19 protein-coding genes are annotated in these 23,962 nt (G+C 66.6%); 4 read left to right on the top strand and 15 right to left on the bottom strand.

Features of this window, described 5'->3' with window-relative positions; genetic code table 11:
* Window positions 1–148: 148 nt before the first annotated feature.
* The gene (locus CK240_RS01595) at window positions 149–1,219 is read left to right on the top strand and encodes an ABC transporter substrate-binding protein (protein WP_095638573.1); all 1,071 of its coding nucleotides are present in this window, start codon (window positions 149–151) and stop codon (window positions 1,217–1,219) included.
* 30 nt (window positions 1,220–1,249) lie between these two features.
* Here the strand turns inward: CK240_RS01595 and CK240_RS01590 are convergent, their stop codons facing one another.
* From CK240_RS01590 to CK240_RS01575, 4 genes are all read right to left on the bottom strand, one after another.
* On the bottom strand, window positions 1,250–2,197 hold the full coding sequence (locus CK240_RS01590) for a LysR family transcriptional regulator (protein ID WP_095638572.1): 948 nt from the start codon (window positions 2,195–2,197) through the stop codon (window positions 1,250–1,252).
* Window positions 2,198–2,299: 102 nt separating this feature from the next.
* Window positions 2,300–2,974 carry a DUF1028 domain-containing protein gene (locus CK240_RS01585; protein ID WP_095638571.1) on the bottom strand — a complete coding sequence of 225 codons (675 nt, stop codon included), beginning with the start codon at window positions 2,972–2,974 and terminating at the stop codon, window positions 2,300–2,302.
* 4 nt (window positions 2,975–2,978) lie between these two features.
* Window positions 2,979–3,395 (bottom strand): RidA family protein, encoded by a 417-nt coding sequence (locus CK240_RS01580; RefSeq protein ID WP_095638570.1) that lies wholly within the window; start codon window positions 3,393–3,395, stop codon window positions 2,979–2,981.
* 35 nt (window positions 3,396–3,430) lie between these two features.
* The gene (locus tag CK240_RS01575; protein WP_095638569.1) at window positions 3,431–4,732 is read right to left on the bottom strand and encodes a flavin-containing monooxygenase; all 1,302 of its coding nucleotides are present in this window, start codon (window positions 4,730–4,732) and stop codon (window positions 3,431–3,433) included.
* A gap of 154 nt (window positions 4,733–4,886) precedes the next feature.
* On the opposite strand from CK240_RS01575, the gene argE reads away from it, so the two are divergent.
* From argE to CK240_RS01560, 3 genes are all read left to right on the top strand, one after another.
* Window positions 4,887–6,065 (top strand): acetylornithine deacetylase, encoded by a 1,179-nt coding sequence (gene argE / locus CK240_RS01570; protein ID WP_095638568.1) that lies wholly within the window; start codon window positions 4,887–4,889, stop codon window positions 6,063–6,065.
* Between the two features lie 132 nt (window positions 6,066–6,197).
* Window positions 6,198–8,576, top strand: a complete 2,379-nt coding sequence (locus CK240_RS01565) for an AI-2E family transporter (RefSeq protein ID WP_095638567.1) — start codon at window positions 6,198–6,200, stop codon at window positions 8,574–8,576.
* A 43-nt stretch (window positions 8,577–8,619) separates the two neighbouring features.
* A complete protein-coding gene (locus CK240_RS01560; RefSeq protein ID WP_095638566.1) occupies window positions 8,620–9,327 on the top strand; it encodes a type 1 glutamine amidotransferase domain-containing protein in 708 nt (235 codons plus the stop codon).
* Window positions 9,328–9,417: 90 nt separating this feature from the next.
* On the opposite strand, the gene CK240_RS01555 is transcribed toward CK240_RS01560, so the two are convergent.
* The 11 genes from CK240_RS01555 to CK240_RS01500 all read right to left on the bottom strand — a co-directional run bounded on the left by CK240_RS01555 (window position 9,418) and on the right by CK240_RS01500 (window position 23,807).
* Window positions 9,418–9,915, bottom strand: coding sequence for a metallophosphoesterase (locus tag CK240_RS01555; RefSeq protein WP_095638565.1), 498 nt, complete (start codon window positions 9,913–9,915; stop codon window positions 9,418–9,420).
* Between the two features lie 28 nt (window positions 9,916–9,943).
* Window positions 9,944–10,861 carry a CBASS cGAMP-activated phospholipase gene (locus tag CK240_RS01550; RefSeq protein ID WP_095638564.1) on the bottom strand — a complete coding sequence of 306 codons (918 nt, stop codon included), beginning with the start codon at window positions 10,859–10,861 and terminating at the stop codon, window positions 9,944–9,946.
* 556 nt (window positions 10,862–11,417) lie between these two features.
* Window positions 11,418–11,996, bottom strand: a complete 579-nt coding sequence (locus CK240_RS01545) for an AAA family ATPase (RefSeq protein WP_095638563.1) — start codon at window positions 11,994–11,996, stop codon at window positions 11,418–11,420.
* The gene (aac(3), locus tag CK240_RS01540; protein WP_095638562.1) at window positions 11,993–12,895 is read right to left on the bottom strand and encodes an aminoglycoside 3-N-acetyltransferase; all 903 of its coding nucleotides are present in this window, start codon (window positions 12,893–12,895) and stop codon (window positions 11,993–11,995) included. Before aac(3) ends, CK240_RS01545 begins: the two co-directional genes overlap by 4 nt.
* Before the next feature lie 140 nt (window positions 12,896–13,035).
* A complete protein-coding gene (gene hsdR, locus CK240_RS01535; protein ID WP_095638561.1) occupies window positions 13,036–15,336 on the bottom strand; it encodes an EcoAI/FtnUII family type I restriction enzme subunit R in 2,301 nt (766 codons plus the stop codon).
* On the bottom strand, window positions 15,333–16,523 hold the full coding sequence (locus CK240_RS18895) for a restriction endonuclease subunit S (protein ID WP_205957737.1): 1,191 nt from the start codon (window positions 16,521–16,523) through the stop codon (window positions 15,333–15,335). The genes hsdR and CK240_RS18895 overlap by 4 nt, the downstream gene beginning before the upstream one ends.
* The gene (locus tag CK240_RS01520; RefSeq protein WP_095638560.1) at window positions 16,520–17,968 is read right to left on the bottom strand and encodes a class I SAM-dependent DNA methyltransferase; all 1,449 of its coding nucleotides are present in this window, start codon (window positions 17,966–17,968) and stop codon (window positions 16,520–16,522) included. The genes CK240_RS18895 and CK240_RS01520 overlap by 4 nt, the downstream gene beginning before the upstream one ends.
* Complete coding sequence (locus CK240_RS01515; protein WP_095638559.1) at window positions 17,941–19,986, bottom strand: TniQ family protein; 2,046 nt, start codon at window positions 19,984–19,986, stop codon at window positions 17,941–17,943. The genes CK240_RS01520 and CK240_RS01515 overlap by 28 nt, the downstream gene beginning before the upstream one ends.
* A complete protein-coding gene (locus CK240_RS01510; protein WP_095638558.1) occupies window positions 19,986–20,942 on the bottom strand; it encodes a TniB family NTP-binding protein in 957 nt (318 codons plus the stop codon). Before CK240_RS01510 ends, CK240_RS01515 begins: the two co-directional genes overlap by 1 nt.
* Window positions 20,935–23,079, bottom strand: coding sequence for a Mu transposase C-terminal domain-containing protein (locus CK240_RS01505; RefSeq protein WP_095638557.1), 2,145 nt, complete (start codon window positions 23,077–23,079; stop codon window positions 20,935–20,937). Before CK240_RS01505 ends, CK240_RS01510 begins: the two co-directional genes overlap by 8 nt.
* Complete coding sequence (locus CK240_RS01500) at window positions 23,079–23,807, bottom strand: PDDEXK family nuclease (RefSeq protein ID WP_095638556.1); 729 nt, start codon at window positions 23,805–23,807, stop codon at window positions 23,079–23,081. Before CK240_RS01500 ends, CK240_RS01505 begins: the two co-directional genes overlap by 1 nt.
* Between the last annotated feature and the right edge of the window lie 155 nt (window positions 23,808–23,962).

The raw sequence follows: 23,962 nt of genomic DNA, 5'->3' as shown, positions 1-23,962 counted from the left end.
GCTTATTTACCCGCCCGGCCCTGCCCGGATGATCCATGGACGGCCCTTGCGCCCGGACCGGGATGAACGGCCGCCGCGACGGCGCCGCGTCCGGGAACCATCGGCGGGGCGCGGGTGGAACAACCAGAACAAGGACAGGGAACAAGACATGAAGCAACTGATGGTTCAGGCGACGGCGCTCTGCGCGCTTGCCCTTCCCGCCCATGCCGACCTGACGGTGATGAGCTGGGGCGGCGCCTACGAGAGAAGCCAGGTCGAGGCCTACAACAAGCCCTTCACCGCCGCGACGGGGACCGCCGTCACCATGACCTCGGCGGACAACCCGGCGGGGCCGATCAAGTCGATGGTCGATGCGGGCAACGTCACCGTCGACGTGGTGGACCTGGAATTCACCGACGCCGTGCGCCTGTGCGACGAGGGCGTGCTTGAGGAGATCGACGCCGCCACCCTGCCCCCGGCGCCCGACGGCACGCCCGCGGCCGAGGATTTCCTGCCCGGCGCGCTGACGGATTGCGCGGTGGCCTCGATGATCTTCGCCACCGTCTACGGCTTCGACGCGACGAAGTTCCCCGACCGGCAGCCTTCGACCATCGCCGACCTGTTCGACCTGGAAGGCTTTCCCGGCAAGCGCGGCCTGCGGAAGGGCCCGAAGATCAATCTTGAGATCGCCCTGATGGCCGATGGCGTGCCCGCGGCCGAGGTCTACAAGGTGCTGGCGACAGACGAGGGGCTCGACCGCGCCTTTGCCAAGCTCGACACGATCAAGCCGCAGATCGTGTGGTGGGAAGCGGGCGCGCAGCCGCCCCAGCTTCTGGCGGATGGCGAGGTGGCCATGACCACGGCCTACAACGGCCGCCTGTTCTCGGCCATCGTGTCGGAAGGCAAGCCCTTCCGGATCGTCTGGGACGGGCAGGTGCAGGAATATGACCTTTTCGCCGTGCCGAAAGGCGCGCCGAACCGGGACGCCGCCATGGAGTATATCCGCTTCGCCACCGGAACAGAGCCGCTGGCGGCCCAGACGAAGTGGATCGCCTACGGCCCCACGCGCAAGTCGTCGATCCCGCTGGTGGGCTTGTACGAGGACGGCAAGACCGAGATGAAGCCCCTTCTGCCCACCAGCCAGGACAACATGACGAATGCGCTGCAATCGTCGCATGACTTCTGGGTGGACCACGAAACCGAGATCACCGAGCGCTTCACCACCTGGCTGTCGCGGTAACTCTGGCGCGGGCGGTCGCCTGCCGCCCGCTCATGCCTCTTCGGGCAGGGGGCCGCCGCCGGACAGGCGGTGGCTGTTGCGCCGGACCCACTCGCTGGCGCTGGCAAGGAAGGTCCGGTGCAGCTGGCTGCGTTCCACCGCCGTGCTGACCAGCATCCCCATCTTCATCGCGCGCGCATTGCCGCCCAGGGGCACGAAGCGCAGCGGCCGGCCATCCGGTGCCACGTCGTTCAGGGGCCGCAGGTTGACGATGGAATAGCCGAAGCCGTTGGCGACCAGACTGCGCAGCACCGCCATGTCCCGTGTCCGCTCGGCGATGTTCGGGCGCAGGCCGCGGTCGGCGAAGAAGGACAGGAAGTAATCCGCGCTCAGCGGCAGGTCCAGCAGCACCATCGGATGCGGCGCCAGGTCCTCGACCGAGATCTCGGCGTGCTGCGCCAGCGGGTGGCCCTCGTTCAGGGCCACCAGCGGCGGCAGTTCCATCATCGGGAAGAAGCGCAGGTCGCCGGGCAGGTCCAGGTCATAGGTCAGCGCCAGGTCGATCCGGGCCTGCCGCAGCAGGCTGATCAGTTCGGCCTGGTCGGCCTCGACCTGCGAGATGCGGACCTCGGGGTATTCGTCGGCAAAGCTGCGCCGCAGCGCGGGCAGGACGGCATGGGCGAAGGTCGTCATGCAGCCGATCGCCAGCGGCCAGCGGATCGAGCCCGAAAGCTCGCGCGCGAGATCGCGCAGGGCCGCGGCCTCGCGCAGCACCATGCGGGCGTGTTCCAGCAGCTTGCGCCCGGCCAGCGTGGGCGTCAGCCCCTGCGCGTGGTGGCGGACGAAAAGCTGGACGCCCAGTTCCTCCTCCAGATGCGAGACGCCCGCCGAGATCGAGGGCGGCGAAACGTTCACCTGCTGCGCCGCCGCGACGATGCTGCCCGCCTCGCCCACCGCCACCAGATATTCCAGTTGCCGCAAGGTATAGCGAACGGGCATTTTGCTCGGGTCTTTCAGGGCGCGGACGGGCTGCGGCGATGGGCCGCGACCCGGAACGCTAGGGCAAAGACCCTGAACGGACAAGGCGTCCCCGCCGCATGGCTATTCGTCCCCCGGCACCCCGTAGGAGGGCGCGGCGCGGGGGTCCAGCGCGCGCTGCACATAGGCGTCGAGCTGGGGCTTGTAGATCCCCCACGCCGCCGCGACGGCCTCGACGGGGCAGGCGTCGGTCCAGTCGCAGCGCAGGTCCGCGACGGGCCAGCTGACCTTGTCCACGATCTTCAGGCCGGCGGAATGGACCGGCCCCGCCTCGCCCCCCGCCGCAAGGCCCGCGCGCATCGCCGCGATCAGCCGGTCGCCCAGATGTCCGGCCGAGGCCAGGAACCCCTCCACGATCGCCTGCGGCACGCCCCGGTCGGCCAGCAGGTTGCCGCCCGCGGCGACGTTTTCCGCCCGCGCCTCGGCCCAGATGCCCAGCGCGTTCGGCCCTGAATGGATCGCCGTGCGCCCGTTGCGGTCCACGGCCAGCACCTGCCGGTATTCGATGAACCGGCCCCGGGTCTGCACGACCGCGACCGCCTCGGGCGCCGAAAGGCCGCGCTCCATCAGGTCCAGCGCCATCGGCCCCAGCGTGGGATCGGTGACGTTCTGCGAGGCGACCGCCCCCACCCCGGCCCGGGCGTAGGAACAGCGCGCCGCGACGGCAGGCGACGACGACGAGATGGCGACGCCGAACATTCCCGTCTCGGTGCAGCGGGCGACAAGCGAGAAGGTCATCGGCTCAGTCCGGGATCACGGCCGTGGCGTCGATCTCGACCAGCCATTCGGGGCGGGCCAGCGCCGAGACGACCAGCCCCGTCGAGACGGGATGCACGCCGCGGATATATTCGCCCATGGTGCGATAGACCGCCTCGCGGTGGCGGACGTCGGTGATGTAGACGACGACCTTGACCAGGTGTTCCATCCGACCGCCCGCTTCCTCGATCAACTGGCAGATGTTCTGCATCACCTTGTGGGTCTGCTCGGCCGGGTCGTGGCTGTCGATGTTCTTCGCGTCGTCGAGGTTCTGGGGGCATTGCCCGCGCAGCCAGACGGTCCGGCCCCCCTGCGTCACCACCGCCTGGCACAGGTCGTTGTCCAGCTTCTGCTCGGGGTAGGTGTCGGCGGTGTTGAACTTGCGGATGCGGGTATGGGCCAAGGCAGTCTCCGTCGTGGTCCTGTGGAATGTGGGTGCTAGCAGGCGCGGCGCTGTTCCGGTTCCGGCCGGGACGCGGCGCCCTGGTGATAGTCGAGATACTTGCGCTGGATGGCGATCTGCTCGGCGATGTGCCGGGCGTCGTGCCAGACGCCCCAGATGAAGCTGGACCCCCGTCGCGACTGCCAGGGCAGGCCCAGGAAATAGACCCCCGGCTCGACCGAAACGCCGCGCTGGTGGACCGGGCGGCCCCGTTCGTCGAAAGCGTCGATCCTCATCCAGCCGTAGTCGGCCGAGAAGCCCGTCGCCCAGATGACGGTGGCGATCCCTGCGCTGGCCAAGTCGAGCTCGCGGATCGGATTCACGATGCACTCCGCATCGGGCCAGCGGCGGCGCGCCTGCGGGTCCTGCGGCAGGTCCAGCCCGTTGCGTTCGGCATAGGCGTCGGCCTCGTCCAGCAGCCCGTCATGGTTGGCGTCGCCGTTGTTCAGGTTCGTCACCAGATCGCCCGCGAAGATCAGCCTGCCCTCCGCGTAGCCCTCGGTCCGGCCCAGAAGGATCATGCCCTCCTGCGCCAGGCGGCGGAAGTCGATGGTCTCGCCCCCGCGCGCGCCGCTGACGGCGATCGTGACATGCTCGGTCCCGGGCCTGGGCGCGGCCATGTCCCACTTGCCCAGCACCCCCAGCCACCAGCAGAAGTCGCGCCCCCGATAGCTGCGCGGGGGCCGGTCATGCGGCCCCACGGACAGGTGGACCGTCCGCCCCGCGCGGCGCAGCTCGTCCGCGATCTGCACGCCCGACGAACCCGCCCCGACGATCAGCACCGCGCCGGGCGCCAGCTGGTCCGGGTTGCGGTAGTCGCTGGAATGGACCTGCGCGACGCCCGCATCGCCGGGGATGACCGGCGGGATGACCGGCTTCTGGAAAGGCCCGGTCGCGGCGACGACGCGCTGCGCCTCGATGACGCCCTGCGAGGTCTCGACCCGGAAGCCGGCGCGACCCTCCAGCCGCTCGACCGACAGCACCTCGACCCCGGTGCGGACGGGCGCATGGAAGCGGCGGGCATAGGCTTCCAGGTAAGCGGCCACGACCTCCTTGTGCGGGAAGTCGTCGGGGCCCACGGCGGGATCGACCTCGTCAAAGGTCATGCCGGGAAAGCGGTCATGCCAGGCGGGGCCGTTCGCCACAAGGGAGTCCCAGCGCGCCGAGCGCCAGCGTTCGGCGATCCGGTCGCGTTCCAGCACCAGATGCGGGACACCAGCCTGCGTCAGGTGCTCGCTCATCGCGAGCCCCGCCTGCCCGGCGCCGATCACAAGCGTGTCTGTCGTTTCCACCGGCATTCCTGCATCCTTCGTGGCCCGCAAGGATGTAACCGCGCCGGGGACGCGGCGAAAATTACGATCTGGCATCGCATTGGTTAGGCTGTTCCTAAGGCGGCTTGCGCTTGGCCGCGAGCTGCTGAAGCAATGGCCCGGCCTTGTCCCGGAGCCGCCCATGCCCATCCCCTCGACAGTCGAGATCCTGCGCGACCTGGTCGCTTTCCCCACGGTCTCGCGCCAGCCGAACCTTGCGCTTCTGGACCATGTGGAACGCCTGCTGACCCCCGCCGGCGCACGGGTCGAGCGGTTCGCGCATCCTGACGGGACACGGGCGAACCTGTGGGTGACGGTCGGACCCGAGGGGCCGGGTGGCGTCGTCCTGTCGGGGCACACGGATGTCGTCCCCGTGGCCGGACAGGATTGGACCACCGATCCCTTCGAGCTGGCCGAGAAGGACGGCCGGCTCTACGGGCGCGGCACGGCGGACATGAAGGGCTTTGTCGCCGCAGCCCTCCGCGCCGCGCTTCTGGCCTCGGGGCGGGACCTTCGCACCCCCCTGCATCTTGCGCTGTCCTATGACGAGGAGATCGGCTGCCTGGGTGTGCGCGGCATGATCGGGGCGCTGGCCGCCCGGCCCGAGCGCCCCGCGCTGTGCATCGTCGGCGAGCCCACGGGCATGAGGATCGCCGCCGGCCACAAGGGCAAGGTCGCTTTCCGCGCCTGCTGCCAGGGGCGCGAGGGGCACTCGGCCCTGGCCCCGCAGGCGCTGAACGCGCTGCACCTGGGCGCGCGCTTCATCGCCGCGCTTCAGGCGCGGCAGGAGGAGATCGACCGCAGCGGCCTGCGCGACCCCGACTACGACATCCCCTATTCGACCATCCACGCGGGCCTGATGCGCGGCGGCAACGCGCTGAACATCGTGCCGAACCGCTGCGAGATCGACTTCGAGATCCGCAACATCGCCGGCGACGACCCCGCCCTGATCCTTGAAGGCATCACGCGTGACGCCGAGGAGATCGCGCGGCCCTTCCACGCGCGCTTCCCCGAGGCGGGCATCGGGATCGAAGCCCTGTCCGGCTATCCCGGCCTGGATGCGCCGCCGGATTCGCCCGCCGTGCGGTTCCTGCGGCAGGTCACGGGCGACAACGGCCCGGCGATCAAGGTGGCCTTCGGCACCGAGGCGGGGCTGTTTCACGACAACCTCGGCATCCCCACCGCCATCTGCGGGCCGGGCTTCATGGAGCAGGGCCACAAGCCCGATGAATTCGTCGAACGTGCCCAACTCGATGGATGCGACCGGATGCTGGGCGAGGTGGTCGAGGCCCTTGCGGCCGGCCCGGGCGGCCGTTCGTGACCAGGGCGGCGACAGCCTCCCGAGGCTGAACCGGGCGGGTGCGGGTCGGCCGCGTCTCGGTCCGCTTTCGTTTGAACCACCTGCCCTGCGTCGGCGTTCCGGCTGCGCGATCCCCCCAGTTCCGGTGCCCACGTGATCCTTCCGCTTCCGCCGTCCGGCACCGAGCCGCCGCCTCAGTCACAACAGACCGACGTGGTGCGCCTGGCCGCAGGGCTGGTGATCGCCACCATCATCGTCGCCGCGCTCTACTTCGGGCAGGTGGTGCTGATCCCGCTGGCGGTCGCCTTTCTCATCAGCTTCGTGCTGGGGCCTCTGGTGCACTGGCTGGTGCGGCACGGGCTGTCGCGGCTTCTTGCGGTGGCACTGGCCATGGGGCTGGTGCTGGCGGTGCTGGGGGGTCTGGGAACCCTTGTCGCCGTGCAGGTGCAGTCGCTCAGCGCGCAACTGCCGACCTACCAGTCCACCATCCGCGCCAAGATCAAGGACCTGGGCGCACAGATGGAAGGGCCGGGCATCCTGGAAGGCGCGCTGCAGACCGTGGACACCGTGCAGAAGGAAGTGGCCGAGGTCGTCGGCGAGGGCGAGGAGAACGACGTCCCGCCCCAGCGCGTTCGCGTCATCCCCGAGCCGGTCTCGCCCTTCAAGACCGCGATGCTGTGGCTTTCGCCCCTGCTGTCGCCCATCGCCACCGCGGGCATCGTGCTGGTCTTCGTGGTGCTGATCCTTCTGGACCAGGGCGACCTGAGGGACAGGCTGCTGAGGATCCTCGGCGGCAACATCTACCGGTCCACCGACGCGCTGGAAGAGGCGAGCAAACGCATCTCGAAGTACCTGCTGATGCAGCTTGTGGTGAACGTCACCTATGCGCTGCCCATGGCGCTGGGGCTGTGGCTCATCGGCGTGCCGGGCTTCATCCTGTGGGGCACGCTGGCGGCGGTGATGCGCTTCATCCCCTATGTCGGGCCGATCCTGTCGGCGGTCTTCCCGCTCAGCCTCGCCTTCGCGGTCGATCCCGGCTGGAACATGGTGCTGATGACGGCCGCGCTGATCCTGGTGCTGGAACTGGTGTCCAACAACATCATCGAGCCGCTGCTTTACGGCACCAGCACCGGGCTGTCGGTGCTGTCGCTGATCGCCGCCGCGACCTTCTGGACGGCGATCTGGGGACCGATCGGGCTGGTCCTGTCCACGCCGCTGACCGTCTGCCTTCTGGTCGTGGGCCGCTATATCCCGCAGCTGTCCATCCTCGAAACGCTGCTCGGGTCCAGCCCCGCGCTCAGTCGCCAGACCCGCATCTACCAGCGCCTGATCGCCAACGATCCCGACGATGCCATCGACATCGCCGAGGACGTGATCGAGGAGGAGTCCGTGACCGAGTTCTACAACGACGAGGGAATGGAGGTCCTGCGGCAGGCCAGCATCGACTATATCAACAACGCCCGCGCCGAGCACCGCCTGCGCATCGCCAACGGCATGGACGAACTGCTGGAGGAGATCCGCGACGCCCATCCCGCCACCCTGCCCGAGGGCGCGGCCCCGCGCGTCGCCTGCATCGCCGGCAAGTGGGAGATCGACCGCCAGGCCTGCGAGATGCTGGCCCACAGCCTGCAGCTGGACGGCGTGCCCGCGGCGGTGCGGGCCGCCGGGACCGCCACCTCGCGCTATGTCGCGGGGCTGGAACTCGAGGGCGTGCAGGTCGTCCTGCTGAGCTTCTTCAGCCGCGAGCCGGATGCCGGTGCCCGCAATCTCACGCGCCGCATCCGGGCGCGCTGGCCTCGGGCCAAGGTGGTGCTGGGCCTGTGGGGCGTGGCGTCGGACGAACTGGACGACCGCCGGCGCGAGGCCCTTGGCGCGGATGCCGTCGTGGCCTCGATCAAGGAGGCGGTGGGCCGCATCTCGCTTCTGGTCCGCGACGCGGAAGGCGCGTCGGTCGAGGTCGTGCAGGACCCCCAGGCCGCCGCGGTCCGCAACGAGACGCTCAAGGGCGTGCGGCTCGAGAACCCCGAACTGCGCGAGGATCTCGACGACTATGCCATCCGGGCCGCCGATGTCTTCGACGTCAGGACCGCCGTGATCGTGGCCATCGAGGGCGAGAACGAGCTGGTGATCGGCGCCAGCCACGACCTGCCCGGCGCGCGCACGTCCGACGGACGGGACCTGATCGTGCTGCCGCAGGATTCACCGATTGCCGCCCAGGTCCTGAGCGATGCGAAGCCGGTCGCGGTGGCCGACATCGAGCGCGACCCCGTGCTGTCGGAAAACGCCATCCTGCACAGGTGGTCGGCCCGCGCGCTGGCGGCCGCCCCCGTCCGGAAGGCGGACGGGGTAGTTCTGGGCGCGCTCTGCCTGATCCACGACCAGGTGCGCGAACTCGACGACGAGGAGTTGCAGTTGCTCGAGACGCTTGCCGCCGAGGTCGCCGAGCGGCTGACCGGAGAGGACGCCGCCCCGGTCAGCGAGCCCGAAGTTCCCGCCCCCTCCGCCTCGGTGGGTCAGCAGGTGCCCGACTGAGGCGGCAAAGGCTTTCATACACTTCCCGAAGACAAGGTTCCCCATGCAAAAGAAACCCCGCATCCTGATCATCACCACCTCGGCCGCCACCATGACCGACAGCGACAAGCCGACCGGCCTGTGGCTCGAGGAACTGACGACCCCCTACTACGCCTTCCTCGACGCCGGGGCCGAGGTCACGCTGGCCTCGATCGCGGGCGGCAAGGTGCCGGTCGATCCGAACAGCGTGAAGCCCCGGGGCGAGAACGATCCCTCGGTCGAGCGCGCGATGCAGGACAGGGTCTTCCAGACGCTGATCGGCGACACGCTGCGCTTTGACACGCTGGACACCACGGGCTTTGACGCGATCATGCTGCCGGGCGGCCACGGCACGATGTTCGACTATCCCGAAAGCGCCGAACTGGCGAAGCTGGTCGCGGATTTCGACGCCGCAGGCAAGGTGGTCGCGGCGGTCTGCCACGGCCCCGCGGGGCTTGTCGGCGCGCGCCGGGCCGACGGCACCCCCGTCGTCGCGGGGCGCCGCGTCGCCGCCTTCACCGACAGCGAAGAGCAGGCGGTCGGCCTTGCGGATGCCGTTCCCTTCCTTCTGACCACCCGGCTGAAGAAGCTGGGCGCCGTGATCGAGGCAGGCCCCGACTTCGAGCCCTTCGCCATCCGCGACGGCAACCTGGTGACCGGCCAGAACCCGGCCTCGGCCGAGCCCATCGCCAAGCTGGTCTTCGAGGCACTGGACGAAGCCAAGGGCGCCTAAGACGCCGCGGGCGCGGCCCTGCCGCCGGCCCGCACGACAGGCCGGCGGGCACAGCGCTCGCCGGCCACCCTCCTGTCCCGGCGGGTCCGGTCAGCCCTGCTTGCCGGCCGGGCCTGACGCCAGCAGGCGCTTGACGCAGTGATCCAGCCGCACGGGGGTGAAGCCCACGGCATCGGCGCTGACATTCCCGCGCCGCGTGGCCGACAGGAACTCGCGGTCATGCGTATGGGCATGAAGGTGGACCGCGCCCTGCCACCAGCCGTCCCATTCCTGGATCGGGTAATGGAACAGGACGACCCCGGTCCGGTTCACCCTGACGCGCAGGTACGGGGTGCCCCAGTCCTCGCTGTCGTGGTTTCCCCGGATCTTCACGATGGTGCCGCGCAGCTGCCGCTCGTAATGCTCGGCGGGCGGGCCGCGGAAGGCGAAGTCTCCAAGGTGATAGACCGTGTCGCGCGGGCCCACGACGCGGTTCCAGTTGTCGATCATCGCCCGGTCCATCTCCTCGACCGAGGCAAAGGGACGGTTGCACAGCCTGATGATGTTGGCGTGGCCGAAATGCGTGCAGCCGATCACCCAGTCCGTCATCCCCGATCCCCTGAAGGCACGCGCAGCATCACGCGATCCGGCGGAGCGGCCGCTCGCGGCTTGCCTGCGCCCAGGCCTCAAGCTCGCCCAGCGACAGGCTCGCCGCCATCCTTGCCGCGGCAATCGCCCTCGCGTCAGCCCGGTCCAGGGCGACGTCGCCCCGCAGCGGAAAGGTGGGATCGGCGTCGATGCGGGTGTAGCGCTCGCCCAGAAGGCCGCGCATCAGCCGGCTTGTCACCTCGGCCTGCGCGCCGATCATCGTTCGGAAGATGCGGTTGCCCCGCAGCCAGTCGAGCACGCCCATGTCGGGGTCGCCCGGTTCGCCCAGCGGCGGGCAGGCGTTCATCGAGCCCAGCGACAGCATCGAGATCTCCTCGGCCCTGGCCCCGGTCCGCAGCGCCAGTTCCATCGCCAGCAGGTCCGGCGCATTGGCGAAGATCCCCCCGTCGGCGTGAAGCTCGCCGTCGATGGGGACGGCCGGGAACATCGTCGGGGCGGCCGCGCTGGCCATCACGGCATCCCGCAGCTTCACCCCGGGGGACGCCTGGTTGCTGAAGACCACCGGCGCGCCGTCACGCAGCCGGACAGCGGTAACGGCCAGAGGCGCCTCCAGGTCGGCAAGGGTCGCCTCGCCCGCGATCTCGGCGACCAGCGCCTCGAGCGGTCCCGCCATGTAGCGGGACCGCCCCCACAGCCGCCACAGGTCGCGCGGCCCCGCGATGCTGCGGCGGCGGAAGGCCTCGGCCCCGCGCTGCTCGAAACCGGCGCGCAGGTCGGCCATGGGCATCCCCCTTGCCCCCGCTGCCGCGACGATCGCCCCCGCCGAGGTGCCGCAGAACAGGTCGAAGCTGTTCTTCACCGGGCCGGCAAGCTTCTCGAGTTCCTCGAGCAGGATCACGTTGTACAGCGCCTGGAAACCACCTCCGCTGATCGACAGGATCTTCATCTGAACGCACCTCCTTTCTGACAAGATTTCAGTGCCTTCAGAGGTTCCGTCAGGATGGGCTTCCGACAGACGGACCGGCCCCCGCTGCCAGCCGGGGCAGGCCTGCGACCGAGATCCCGCAGGCCGCGGCCATCAGCCGCCGCGCCATGCCGCGCCGATGCAGTGAAATGGAAAAAGCGGACGCCTACGCCCGAGGCCGCACCAAGACCGCATCCAGACGAGGACGCCAGTCACGATTTTCGGGATGTTGTGTCGATTGCCACGATAGTCTTCTTATGTAGCCACTAGAAATCAAGTACTTGCCTCTGCCACTGAGCAGCAATCCTTCCTTTTCGGCCAAGCTAATCTTCCTCACCCACCATGCGGAGCGTCGGTTGGCGACAGGCAGCTGATGGCGCTCTGCCGCGCCCCTATCACTCCGCAGGCGCAACAGCGCCGGAATCCATTGGGTCGCTGCAGCCAGCATGCAGTTCCGATCTCATGAGGCCGAAGCCACAGTCCGCTGCACTCACGCCGATCATCCAAGGGGTGACAGACGGCCCCGTTTACGTCGCCGTCATTCCGAGGGTCGATCCAGACTGCTCGAGGCGGCCGCTCCGGCGGCGTTCATCCTGTCGAGCACGATAGTGGCAAGCGCATCAGGGTCATGATCGCCGCTGTCGAGAACCAGGGTGCCATCCGGCAGACGCTCCCGTGCCGACAGGCAGCGTTCCATCTGCACCAGGCGCCACTGGCGTATCTCGCGATTGCGGGCAGGATCGGGGTGCATCACCTGCCGATCGATGCGGTCGCGCAGAAGATCGGCGTCGAGATCGAGAAACACATGAAGCAACTCATCGTCGATGCGCCGGGCGCCACCCAAGAGCTCATCCAGATAGTCCGGCCGGACCACTGTCATAGGCACGACAATGTCCTGCGGGTAATACCTGCGAAGCTCCGCCAGCGCGGCAATGGTCAGGGCTCTCCAGAGAGGCAGATCCTGGTAATCACCGCTGGCCGCAGAAGGGACAGTCGCCTTCACGACAAAGCCGATCTCCTCGGGGTCGAACATCAGCAGGTCCGGTTTCCGCAGGCGGAGCCGGTCGGCGAGCGTCGTCTTTCCGGCTCCGAAAGGTCCGTTCAGCCAGAGGATCATGGCGTGCCTCCGCTCTCACCGCCTGCCTCGCCATTCCCGGGACCACGAGAAGTACTGACGCCTCCCGGCAGCCGCCGGTCGGGCACGGCTGGTTGGTGGCCAAAGCGCTGCTCCAGGTAGGTCACGCCGAACGCAACGATCTCGCGGGCCTCGAACAGATGGCAATGCGCCTCCGCCACCCGGCCTTCGCGATGGCGGCCCAGGTCCACATAGGCCTTGGCGATCGTCTCGACCGCATCGGGTTGACCCTCGATGGCGAAGCAGTCGAGGATGCCGTTGGTATCGAAGTCTTCGACCTTCACCCACACAGTCCCGCCGTCCGGGCTACGCAGCGGCATCTCATAGGTCACCCGACGCTTGCCCGGGATGTCCGCGATCGCCTCGGCATAGTGGAGGACGGTGACGGCATCGAGCGGAGCGCCCAGCAGCAGGACCCGGCCGCCGAGATGAACCAGACGCTCCAGGGGCGAGCCGCGCCCCAGAGCCTGACCCAGCGGATGGTGCTCGGTCAGTTCTTGCGCGCGGGCGCCGAGCGCGACCATGGAGGCGTCGGGATGCGCGCTGCGCCGCGCTCCGGGAGTGTCGGCGAGGACCTGGTTGAGCAGGCCGAAGCCGCGGCAGGTGCCGGCCGTGTCCGGATCGAAAGCAGGCCAGGCGCGGCGCTTCTCCTCGTCGAGGCATGTGCCGTTCAGGGTTTCCTCATAAGGGGAGCGGTCCCACGAGGCATAGCCCATCAGCGTGCCGGTCGGCCCCACGGCCTCGAGCAGCGCGGCGACAATACCGGCCGCCCCGCCTTCGACGGGACCCAGGGCCTTCAGCGACGCATGCACCATCAGCAGGTCGCCGGGCCTGACGCCCAGCCGGTGAAGGTCCGCGATGACCGTAGCTCTGCTCTCCATGTCTCAGAAATCGTGTTGGCAAGGGCGGTGCAGGGTGGGGGCATTCTGCACCGCGGGCGAACAGCGCGCAAATTCCATCAGAGGCGCGGCTAGCGAAGGCGAGCACGCGCTTCATGGTGCGCCGGCTCGGCGAGCATCGCCTACTGGAAGAGGTGTTCCTGTATCCCGACGAACGCGTTGCGGATGTCGGCAAGTGAGCCGAGCAGCCGTTTGGCATCGTTGGTTCCGCCGTAGCGGATGCGCAGGAAGTCAGGCAGCCGAGATGGCGCAAGCTCGTTGATTCCCTGAGCTTCGTAAGCGCCGAGCACGTAATTCAGGAATTCGCGCATCTCGGCCTCATAGCCGGACAGGCCTGTTGCTCGGGCGGCGTCTGCGCGCTCCGAGCGGGCTAGCGGTGCAAGGGCGAACCGGACATGGGCAAGGACGTCGAAGATGTCGCTGTTGGGTGCATCGATCAGGCGCTGCATGTCGGCGAGGCGATCCTTGTCGTAGCCAAGATCCGACAGCTGCCGGATGAAAGCTTCACGGCGGTCCGGATCGCTCCAGATCCGGCGGAGGTCGTCGTCCGACTCCAGAAGCGATCCCAGATCGCCAAAGAGCTGCTCCATGAACTCCTTGGCGGTGATCGGGCGGCCATCATGGGACCAGTAGGTGGTCGCTGCGACATAGCGGATGTGGCGGTCCTTCCCGTCCGCCAGCTTCACGATGATCGTGGGAGGCGGCTCGCTGGTGCCGCCGCCCGGCGGGTCCGGCGGCGGATCGGCCGGGCCGGCTGACGAACGAGTGCCCTTCGGCTCCTCGGGCGGCAGCGGCTCGCCGTCCCATTCGGGATCGTTGAAGTGCTCGTACGCCTTCACGAAGTCGTAGATCGTGAAGAAGTCCTTGCCGTCGAAGGTGCGCGTGCCACGCCCGATGATCTGCTTGAACTCGATCATCGACTTGATCGGCCGCATCAGAACGATGTTGCGGACGTTGCGCGCATCCACCCCGGTCGAAAGCTTGTGCGATGTGGTCAGAATCGTGGGCAGCGTTTTCTCGTTGTCCTGGAACTCGCGCAGGTGCTGTTCGCCCAGCTTTCCGTCGTCCGCCGTGACCCGTTCGCAGTAGTGCGGGTCCGGGTTGTCCTTGATCTGGTTGATGAAGTCGCGGACGCGTGCGGCATGATCCTGGCTCGCACAGAACACCAGCGTCTTCTGACGCTGGTTGATCTGGTCCATGAACTCGTGGACCCGGCTCAGCTCGCGTTCATTGATGATGATGCGGATGTTGAAATCGGCCTGCTGATACTCGCGATCGGGGTCGATCTCGCCGCTCAGCACCTCGTCGTCGTCGCTGTAGGTGTAGCTGTCCAGCGTGCTGACCATCTGGCGCACCTTGAAGGGCGTCAGGAAGCCGTCGTTGATCCCTTCCTTCAGGGCATAGGTGTAAACCGGCTCGCCGAAATAGGCGTAGGTGTCGGCGTTCGCATCCCGCTTGGGCGTTGCGGTCAAGCCAAGCTGCACCGCAGGCGCGAAATACTCGAGGATGCCGCGCCAGCTGCTTTCATCGTTCGCGCCGCCGCGATGGCATTCGTCGATGATGATCAGGTCGAAGAAGTCGGGCGGGTAGCCCTGGAAGGTCAGTTCGCCCGTTCCGGTCATGAAGGTCTGGAAGATGGTGAAGAAGACGCTGGCGTTCTTGGGGATCTTGCCGTGCCTGCGGATCTCGTCGGGGCTGATGCGGCAAAGCGCGTCGGGTGGAAAGGCGCTGAAGGCGTTGTAGGCTTGGTCAGCGAGGATGTTGCGGTCGGCGAGGAACAGGATGCGCGGGCGGCGCGTGGGCTCTCCGCCAAGGTTCCATGAGGCATGGAACAGCTTCCAGGCGATCTGGAAGGCGATCGAGGTCTTGCCCGTGCCAGTGGCGAGGGTCAGAAGGATGCGCATCCGCTCGCGGGCGATCGCCTCCAGCACGGCGGTGATGGCGTTGTGCTGGTAGTAGCGCGGCTCCCATTTGCCGCCGCCGGTCTCGAAGGGCACGGCGCCGAAGCGGTCGCGCCAGTCGTTGCCCTCGGGAAAACAGCGCTGCCACAGGTCCTCGGGCGAGGGGAAGGGCAGTGCATGGTTGCCCTCAGCCCCTGTGGCCATGTCGATGCCGTACCAGCCGAGGCCGTTCGTGGAATAGGCGAAGCGCGTCTGCAGGCGGCGGGCATAGTCCTTGGCCTGGCCGACGCCGTCGGTGTGGCCGAGCCCCGCGCGCTTGGCCTCGATCACCGCAAGCTTGCGGCCCTTGTAGCTGAGCACGTAGTCGGCCGAGAGCGAGTTTGCCCGTCCGCCGCCGCCGGTGATCCGGCCGGGACAGATCATCTCGCGCCGGATGGTCGAGCCCTCGACGACGCCCCACCCGGCGTCTCGGAGGACGGGGTCGATGCGGTTGGCGCGGGTGTCGGCTTCGGTCTCGGTCATGTGGTCAGTTGGCCGGAGAAGGCTCGTTGCAGGAGCGACTGGCGGAGGTCGGCAATGTCTGCGAGGTGGCGATCGTAAAGCCGTTCGAGCGCCTGTATCTTCTTTGAATGTTTCGCGATCTTACTGACTGCTTCCTTTTGTCTTTGTACACTGGGCAGTGTGACGACGACATTCGAAACCAAGCCGATGTTAAGGTTTCGGACAGTCGAACCCGCCGCCAAACGGTCAAAGTTCCCATAAACCTGCGACGAGCCAAGCAGGTAATACAAAAAATCCTGCTCCACCCGAGAGTAATCAGGTTCAAGAACGAGCCATCCGTCATGAATGCACCCGTCGGTACGTAGGACATATGGTCGCCCGAAGCTCATTGAATTTGTCAATAGAAACGCGCCTGATCTCACAAAACGAGATCGTGAGACCCCTTCTGGAATGATCTTTTCTCGGGTTACTTCTATAAACTGTCCGCTGGCGGATGCGTCCGAAATCTTGATCCAGTTTATCCCATTTGACGAGGCCGTAAGGTACTTTTTTATTGGGCGAGGTGACCCTCCACGCGCGATGTTGCAGAACTCGCCGAGTTTAAGTCTCGATGAATGACCTTCAGCCGCGTTTTCGATGGCACGAGTAACAAAAGCGCTCTGCATCTGCCGAGCATCCGCTAGGTTGGCCTCGGCATGGTCGCGAGCGCGGTCGAGGGCGGCGAAGGCCTGATCGAGCACCGCAACGATCCGCTTCTGCTCCTCCAGCGGTGGCAGCGGAATGGGGATTTCTCGCAGCCTTCCTTGATTCAGCTTCGGCACTGTCATGCCAGAAATAAACTCCGACAAATCGGCCGCATTGAGGTAGTAGATCAGCCAGTCATCGAGGATCCGGTCGCGACGTGGACGAAGAACATGCGCGTGATTGTTCACCCACGTCTTTCCTGAGATCGCGAAGGCCGATTGGTCGCCTGCGCCCCACTTGGCACCGTCCTCACCGATCAACACGAGTGGTTCGTCGAAAAGGTAGCCCTCAACCATATCGAGGACGCCAGTGGCTCCGTAGTACGGGTACGGGCCGGCGACTCTATCGCGCTTCGTGATCGGCTTTCGCTTGCTATCAAGAACGTCAACGATCTCGCCCAGTAGTGAGGAGGGCCATGTGGAGGTCTCTGCGAGGACTTCGGCGTGGCTGGCAACGTCCTTCACAACATGCCCCGGATGTCTTCGAGGATCTGCGCCGTCTCGGCGTCGCGCGCCAGCATGGCGTCGATGATCTCCTCGGGGCTGCGCAGCGGCGCTTCCTCGGGCGCGTTGGGGTTCTTCACCGACAGGTCCCACGTCGTCCGGTCGAGATCGGCGACATCCACCGTCCAGCTTTTTGGACTGTCCGCCCGTTCGGGCTGCAGCGCCACGAACTCCGCGAGATCGGCGTCGTTCAGCGGGTTGGTCTTGCCGAGGGAGCGGCCCGGGTCGAGCTGATAGTACCAGACCGAGCGCGTCTTCGCCCCTTTTTCGAAGAACAGGACCACCGTCTTGACGCCCGCGCCCTGGAAGGTGCCACCGGGGCAGTCGAGCACCGTGTGCAGGTTGCAGCTCTCCAGCAGTTCCTTGCGCAGCGCCACGCTGGCGCCGTCGGTGTTGCTGAGGAAGGTGTTCTTGATGACGACCGCGCCGCGGCCGCCGGCGCGCAGCTTGCGGATGAAGTGCTGCAGGAACAGATAGGCCGTCTCGCCCGACTTGATCGGAAAGTTCTGCTGCACCTCCTTGCGCTCGCCCCCGCCGAAGGGCGGATTGGCGAGGACGATGGCGTGGCGGTCCCGCTCCTGAATGTCCATCACGTTCTCGGCGAGCGTGTTGGTGTGGCGGATGTTGGGCGTTTCGATCCCGTGCAGGATCATGTTCATGACGCCGAGGACGTAGGCGAGCGACTTCTTCTCCTGCCCGTAGAAGGTCCGCCGCTGCAGCGTGTCCCATTCGGCCGAGGACAGGTCGTCGCGGCGCAGGTATTCCCAAGCCTCGCACAGAAAGCCCGCCGAGCCGCAGGCGCCGTCATAGATCGTCTCGCCGATCTTCGGATCAGTGACCTTGATCATCGCCCGGATCAGCGGACGCGGCGTGTAGTACTCGCCGCCGTTCCGGCCGGCATTGCCCATGCGCTTGATGCGGGTCTCGTAGAGGTCCGACAGTTCATGCTTGGCGGCCGAGCTGCCGAAGTCGAGCTGATCGACAATCTCGAGGGCATCGCGCAGCGAATAGCCGGAGCGGAACTTGTTCACGATCTCCGAGAAGATCTGGCCGATCTTGTACTCGAGCGAATCCGGGCCTGCCGCCGTCTGGCTGAACCTGCGCAGATACGGGAAGAGATCGCGGTTGACGAAGTCGATCAGGTCGGCGCCCGTCAGGGCTGCGTTGTGGTCGAGCTTGCCGTCCTTCTTCGGCGCGGCCCAGCTCTGCCACCGGTACGGTTCGTCGAGCAGCGGGGTATAGGTCTGCCCCTCGAGGGCGGCGGTGTCCTCGCGTTCGGTCTCGAGGTCGTCGAGATACTTGAGGAACAGGAGCCAGGATGTCTGCTCCGCGTAGTCCAGTTCGGATGCCAGTCCCTCGTCGTTCCGCAGAACGCGGTCTATATTGTTGAAAGCGTTCTCGAACATTTCTGACCCTTCGTGCTGGCAGGCGAGATTACGAACTGTTGCAGGGTCCCGCAACGTGTGTCCGCGTTGTTCCTCACGTCACCTTCCTCTCCAGCGGCGGGAGGCTCGCCGTGCGGCGGGTTGCGGGACGCCTGGCTCAGACCAACGCTCCTCGTCGGCGAACGGAGCGCCGACGCCGGTCCTTGAATAACCGTGTCGACGTCGATTGGCAGATCGGCTCGTCGATAGATCCGGCTCAGCGGTTTTTGATCCAGGAACGCCGCACTACCCGCCCTGCTGAGGCGCGCGTAAAGCGCTGCCGGGCTGGTGGGGCTGCCGTAGGCGAGCTCTCCAAGCGAGACGTACTCCCGCTGGAACGCATTCAGCGCGTCCCTGTCGATCATCTCGATGACCACGCGGCTGTCCGGCGAGCGCACGCGTTCGGACCGAAGCAGACCTTCCGCCAGCAGCCAGTTCAGTGTGGCATTGGTGATCCGCAACTTCCTGAAGGTTGCGATGCGTGGCAGCCCGGAAGCAGCCTCTCTTGGCAAGGCCGCCCTGAGCGCCGAGACACTGATGAGAATATGGTCGAACCGGCGGCTGCCGCGAAGCACGCCGGCTGGCCTGATCCTGCCGGACATCAGCGCGACGGCAATCTCGGCCAGCGAGCAGTTGGCCCGAACCGTGGCGCGCGTCACCCTCTCGAGGTCTTCATCCCTGATCTCGTCCATCGGGACCATCGAAGTCGTGAGTCGGGACAACACCGCGTCGACCTCATGCGCCCAGAACTGCCGGTGCTTGTGGGGCCGCACATGCGTCCGATGCGGGACGATCCCGGCATTCACGAGGGTGCGGAAGGACTCGACGGTCAGGCCGAAGCGCCTCGCCGCTTCCTTCTCGAGCAGAAGGTTTTCCCGTTCGGCGCGCAGTTCGTCCACAAGCTCGACGGTGAGAGCGGACAGCAACTCGAAGCTCTTGTCCGCCCGGCGTCGGGCAAGGCCCCTGTCGATCAGGGCGTCCTCGAAGAACGGCATGCGCCGCCTTATGACCTTGCGGGCCGAATGCAGGCTGTGAAGGCGGCGCTTCGGCAGGGGCTCACCCAGCACATCCGCGCCATCCGCAAAGGGAAAGTGATCGACAAGGTAGCGGCGGACGACCTCCCGGATCGGATCGAACGCGCTGCTGTTGTTCCAGTTCGACCCGAGCAGTCGCTGGAACTCGCCGAACTGCGGATGGGGCTGGTTGCCGGTCATGGCGGGATCACTGCGCCGGAGGTCATCCAGGGCTGCGCGCAGACAGTCCGGACCCCCTGCAAGGACGGCAAACCCGGTACCGGCGACCAGGCGCTGATCCTCGGCCGACAGATCCCGGGAGCGCGCCTTGGCTCCATGATTGATCAGCAACCCCAAGAGTTCGGAGGCGCGGCAGAGCGCGGGTATTCCGAGCTGATCGGTCCAGCAGGGGGCGTGTTCACCATAGCAGCGTCGAGACAGGTAGCTTTCCAGCAACGTCGGAGCGACCGGAGGCTCCGTGTTTCGCGATTTCGCCCAAGCTTCAGGATTGTCCCGGAGTGCCGCGATATAGTCGTAGCGTCCACCGCTCCCCGCGGGCACCGGCAGGATCACCAGCGGGCAGTGATGCGTGGTGCAGGTGCGGATATGGCGCAACTGCCAGTGCCACTGGTGGATGGCCGCCCAGAGAGCGCCGCCCCGCGCGACGTCCTCCGCCACGCAAAGGGGGCAGACATGCCCCGCCCCCCTGTTGAAGGTTGCGGTCTGCAGCGCCTCGCCCGCGATGAGGTACCGCATCGAGTTCGTCTTGATGACAACCGTGGCTGAGAAGGTGCCGCAGGGCAGCCCTGCCAGAGTGCATAGCTGGTGCAGCGCGTCTGTGTCGCCGCAAGCGACAGCATTCACATCCAGCCCCAGATCGGCAGCGAAATCCCAGGCTGAGGTGTAGAGATTGCGCGCAGCGAGCCGCGACAGGAAGGACGTCGGCATCTCTCGCGGCGACTCCGGCAGCGTCAGTGCCAGAGACATCAGTCGTTCTCCCCACCATAAAGAAGCCGGCTGACATCGATGCGTTCGAAGTCATCGGCAATAAACGGGTTCAGCCCGTCGATGCAGCCGGACCGTTTGCGGAACATCCGGGCGAAGTCGGCAATTTCCACGTCCGTCCGCCTGTCACGGATGGTGCCCTCGATGGTTGCGATGGTCATCTCGATCAGCAATCCGAACTCGCGACGCGCCGCATGGATCAGGCGTGCAACAAGATCCCGCTGGATGACGTCCGACCTGAGCTCCAGTCCGGATGCGGCGGCGTAGTGCGACAGCAGGCTCAGCACCCGCTCACTGTCCAGTGCGGCGTTCAGGCGCGGAAACTCGATCGGAAACACACGCCGCGCCAGCTGGACGTCATGGTTGATGATGCCCTTCAACTCCGGCGTGCCTGTCAGGATGAGGCCGACAGGCCAAGCCTGGTGCTGAAGCAGTGACTTCAGGGTGTTGACGACGGACTTCAGCTCGCGTGGCGATTGGTGCAATGCCAGATCCTGCGCCTCGTCGTAGTGCAGGAACAAGGTCCGGCGCGCCTGCAGGTGACCCTTGACCATCTCCCAGATCGTCTGCGCCGTGCGTTCCCGCCGGAGGGGAAACCCGAGCGCACTGAGGGTGGTCTGCCCCACGAACTTCAGCGTGGCGGGTGTCGGCACCGCAAGGCTCACGACGTCGAGCCGCTCTGTCTCGGGCCCACCGAGCACCAGTCGAGGGTGGTGGGCCAGCAGATGTCTCACGGCGGAGGTCTTGCCGCTGCCGGAACCGCCGATCAGCGCAACGCAGCGTGCCTCGCGCGTGACACCGTCTGCAATCTCGCTGCTCCGCCGCTCGAGAAGTTCGGTGAACACCTGCTCGAAGTGCCGGTAAGCGCTGTTCTTGAGAAAGATCTTCCGCAGCGGTGCGACGCGCGCTTCAATGGTGCTGGTGATCTGGTCAAGCATTGTAATCCCACTCCTCATTTCCGGAGAACGGTTGAACTGGGACCACGCTGGCAGGAGGCGCGCCGACCGGCTGGTCGGGCCCGATGGCGTCCGCCAGCAGACTGTCGTGGCCGGCGGCCTGCCGATCTCCCCGCCGGTCGAGATCACCCGTGGCAGCGGACTCCTCGGGGCCGATCCGAAGGCCGAGATACAAGTGGTTCTCGGCCCGGCGCAGCGCACCCTCGGGCAGCTGCATCGGCTGAAGCCGGCGCAGCTGACGGGCATGGGCGTCGATGGCACGGATCTTCGCGCGCGCCTCCCGGATGATCCTCTCCGAGACCACGGCTTCGGCCTTGAAGCGCATGCGCAGCTCCCGGACAATGGATTGCCATTCCTCCAGTGAGAGGCCCCACACGGCGCGCGGCACCGCTTGTGCGCTCACCCACTCATGGTCGAGGCAGACCGAGACATGGGACAGGTCTTCGGGATCGACCCGCAGCTGCACGTCGCCCGCATGCCCGCGCAGCAAGGCCTCCTGCAGGGCGGGACAGGTGTAATTGATCCCGAAGACGCGCAGTCCGTGGCGATCGAGCTTGCGCGTGTGAGGCAGGCCGAACACGACGCGGCGGGTGTTGGCATCCGGAGGGGGCGTGACACCCTGCTCTGCCGACAACCGTTTCCAGGCGTTGGCCGGCGTCTCCCCCTTGAGACCCGCATGCGGCGTGTTGTGGTAGATATCCACGATGAACAGCGTGAAGATCCGGGCCAGCTCATCGTCGGTCAGCGCAGCCCATTTTTCTGATGGGTAGTCGCCTCGCTCGACGGAGTTGCCGAAGGTTCTACCGATCAGCATCGGCGCGAGTTGCTGGCCGAAGGTCCGGAAGAGGCGTTCAATGCGGGCGCGGAGCTTCGGCACGCCGGCCGGAGGCGCCTCGTAAGTCGCGCCGAGATCGACGACGGCCATCCGAAACAACTCTGCTGCAAAAGCAGAGCCCTGATCGGTCACCAGCACACCGATGCCGCCCGCCTGATCCCAGCTGCTCTGGCATCCCGCCGCCTCGGCGAGCCGTGTCTTGTCCTGCGTGATCAGGTGCAGGGTAAGGATGACGTCATCCGTATTGGGGGTGGGAACGATCCGGAACCCCAGAACGCATCGCGTGGCGCAGTCGAGCGCTACGCAGATCCATCTGCGGCCCACCTCCATCCTGGAGCGGATCTCGGCTGGCAGACCGTCCAGAGCACCGCTGTCGCCGAGCAGGCTGGCGATATCGATCAGCCACTCGTCCATCTCGATACGCTGCAGCGGATAGTCCGCAGACAACCCTTCCTCATAGAAGCCGAACTTGCGCCGCGCGGCCTCCAGCCCCTTGCGCTGCGCCTCGACCTCGAACGGGTCAAGTGCCTTGATACGGCGCCGGACAGTCCGGGCAGAGGGCACCCGTAACTGCGTCGTGCCAGCCTCCCGGCGCGCTGCGTTGACCGCTGCAAACCGGTCCGCGACCGCCTTGATGATGTCTTCTTGAGTGGGCTGATTACGGTCGAGATAGCCGACGACGCACTCTGCGAGCAGGCTTTCCGCCTCTGCCATGAGCGTGGGGCTGGCGGCGTTCAGCCGGCGTTTGCGCAAGAAGACAAGGGGACTGCGGCCGCCTGCCTCGTATCGCCTCACCCAGTCGAGCAGCGATCGTGCACACGGGGCGCGGAAGCTGACATATGTCTGCCCTGCGCGGGGCGCTCGCCCGACATCCTGCCCGCTCGCCTCCGCCTCATTGACCCGTCGCTCGAGCTCTGGGATGACCCTCTTGACCGAGCGCTCGGTGCGGCTTGTCTCACCTGTTGCCGCCATGTCGAGAAAGAACTTGGCCCAGGTTTCCTGCCACAGTGCCTGTCGCCGCTTTTGAGGTTCACAGGTTGCGAGATATTGAAGGTCGCAGCGTAGCCGTCGCAGAGCGGCGCTGTGAGAGAAATGGCCGCGCAGGAGCCGCGTGTCAGGTCCGCCCAGGCATTGCAGCAACTCCGTTCCGGTGAAGGCCAGGCGGATGTGGTCCTGATCGAGGCGAGCCCAGATCGATCCTGACCTGTCAGACCGGACCAGCCGGTGCTGCACCCCGGCGATCTGGAGGCAGTCTGTCTCGGAGAGGCGAAAATGCTGCATCATTACATCACCTCCGGAGCAATCGTAGTCGACGGAAGAATGTCGCCCTGATCGAGGGCGCGCAGAAAGCCCGCGAAGATCGCCCGGAAGACGGCTCGGAATGCTCGGCCCTCGAGACCCGACTGCGCCACGAGTTCAGCAATGGTTGTCGGGCCATTCAAGTTGGCGATCAGCCTGGCCACGATGTCGTCCGCCTCCAGATCGGCGGCACGGCGGAATTCATGCAGCTTCTGGGCATTGCGTGCGGCGGCGGGTGTGTAGGATCTCTCGGTCACCAGAACGACCTCATGGGCGTAGGTGAGAGGCGTCGCAGCGCGGATCAGGTTCAGGGTCTCGCGAAAGTTCCGGCGTTCTGCGACGGCGAAAGGCTTGACCGCAATGGCAATGCGCCGGCCATCAGTCAGAGTGGCCAGATAGTCGAAGACGTGGGTGCGCCTTTTGCCGTGGCTGTCCGCATAGCTGATTGGCGGCGGCTGATCCCAGACATCCACGACATCCGCTCTGGAGAGCAGCAGATAGAGGACGTTCTGCTCGAGCTTGCTTTCAAAGTGCCGGAGCCGAAGGCGCGCGTCCGCCGCGGTTCGCGAAGGAATGTGGCCGCGGCTGCTGGCTCGCGAGCGGGGCGGCGGCGTGCGCGTCGCCCTGCTCGGCAACGGGCGCGAGAACGCCGGTTCGGTGACAGGTGCGGCAGCGCGTGGCATTACCACGTGATCGATCTGGTTTTGCTTCATGCTATCTGGAGCACGCTCGTCCGGGCCGTTACAGGACCAGACGGGCGCGATCTCCCCCTTTGCTTGGATGTGTTGAACTAGCCTGCGGGATCGCGTCCGGCAGGTTGACTTTTTGTTCGACTCGGGGGAGGAAGGGGTGTCGGGTAGAAACGACG

It is taken from the genome of Paracoccus salipaludis, assembly GCF_002287065.1.
Classification (GTDB): Bacteria; Pseudomonadota; Alphaproteobacteria; order Rhodobacterales; family Rhodobacteraceae; genus Paracoccus; species Paracoccus salipaludis.
Note: the sequence above shows the minus strand (reverse complement) of the source record. Positions and strands in the feature narration are given on the sequence as shown.

Excerpts from the sequence above, each read along its gene's own strand:
- CK240_RS01595 (WP_095638573.1), top strand. The coding sequence starts at position 149 with ATGAAGCAACTGATGGTTCAGGCGACGGCGCTCTGCGCGCTTGCCCTT.
- CK240_RS01590 (WP_095638572.1), bottom strand. The coding sequence starts at position 2,197 with ATGCCCGTTCGCTATACCTTGCGGCAACTGGAATATCTGGTGGCGGTG.
- CK240_RS01585 (WP_095638571.1), bottom strand. The coding sequence starts at position 2,974 with ATGACCTTCTCGCTTGTCGCCCGCTGCACCGAGACGGGAATGTTCGGC.
- CK240_RS01575 (WP_095638569.1), bottom strand. The coding sequence starts at position 4,732 with ATGCCGGTGGAAACGACAGACACGCTTGTGATCGGCGCCGGGCAGGCG.
- argE (WP_095638568.1), top strand. The coding sequence starts at position 4,887 with ATGCCCATCCCCTCGACAGTCGAGATCCTGCGCGACCTGGTCGCTTTC.
- CK240_RS01560 (WP_095638566.1), top strand. The coding sequence starts at position 8,620 with ATGCAAAAGAAACCCCGCATCCTGATCATCACCACCTCGGCCGCCACC.
- CK240_RS01555 (WP_095638565.1), bottom strand. The coding sequence starts at position 9,915 with ATGACGGACTGGGTGATCGGCTGCACGCATTTCGGCCACGCCAACATC.
- CK240_RS01550 (WP_095638564.1), bottom strand. The coding sequence starts at position 10,861 with ATGAAGATCCTGTCGATCAGCGGAGGTGGTTTCCAGGCGCTGTACAAC.
- CK240_RS01545 (WP_095638563.1), bottom strand. The coding sequence starts at position 11,996 with ATGATCCTCTGGCTGAACGGACCTTTCGGAGCCGGAAAGACGACGCTC.
- hsdR (WP_095638561.1), bottom strand. The coding sequence starts at position 15,336 with ATGACCGAGACCGAAGCCGACACCCGCGCCAACCGCATCGACCCCGTC.
- CK240_RS01520 (WP_095638560.1), bottom strand. The coding sequence starts at position 17,968 with ATGTTCGAGAACGCTTTCAACAATATAGACCGCGTTCTGCGGAACGAC.
- CK240_RS01515 (WP_095638559.1), bottom strand. The coding sequence starts at position 19,986 with ATGTCTCTGGCACTGACGCTGCCGGAGTCGCCGCGAGAGATGCCGACG.
- CK240_RS01510 (WP_095638558.1), bottom strand. The coding sequence starts at position 20,942 with ATGCTTGACCAGATCACCAGCACCATTGAAGCGCGCGTCGCACCGCTG.
- CK240_RS01505 (WP_095638557.1), bottom strand. The coding sequence starts at position 23,079 with ATGATGCAGCATTTTCGCCTCTCCGAGACAGACTGCCTCCAGATCGCC.
- CK240_RS01500 (WP_095638556.1), bottom strand. The coding sequence starts at position 23,807 with ATGAAGCAAAACCAGATCGATCACGTGGTAATGCCACGCGCTGCCGCA.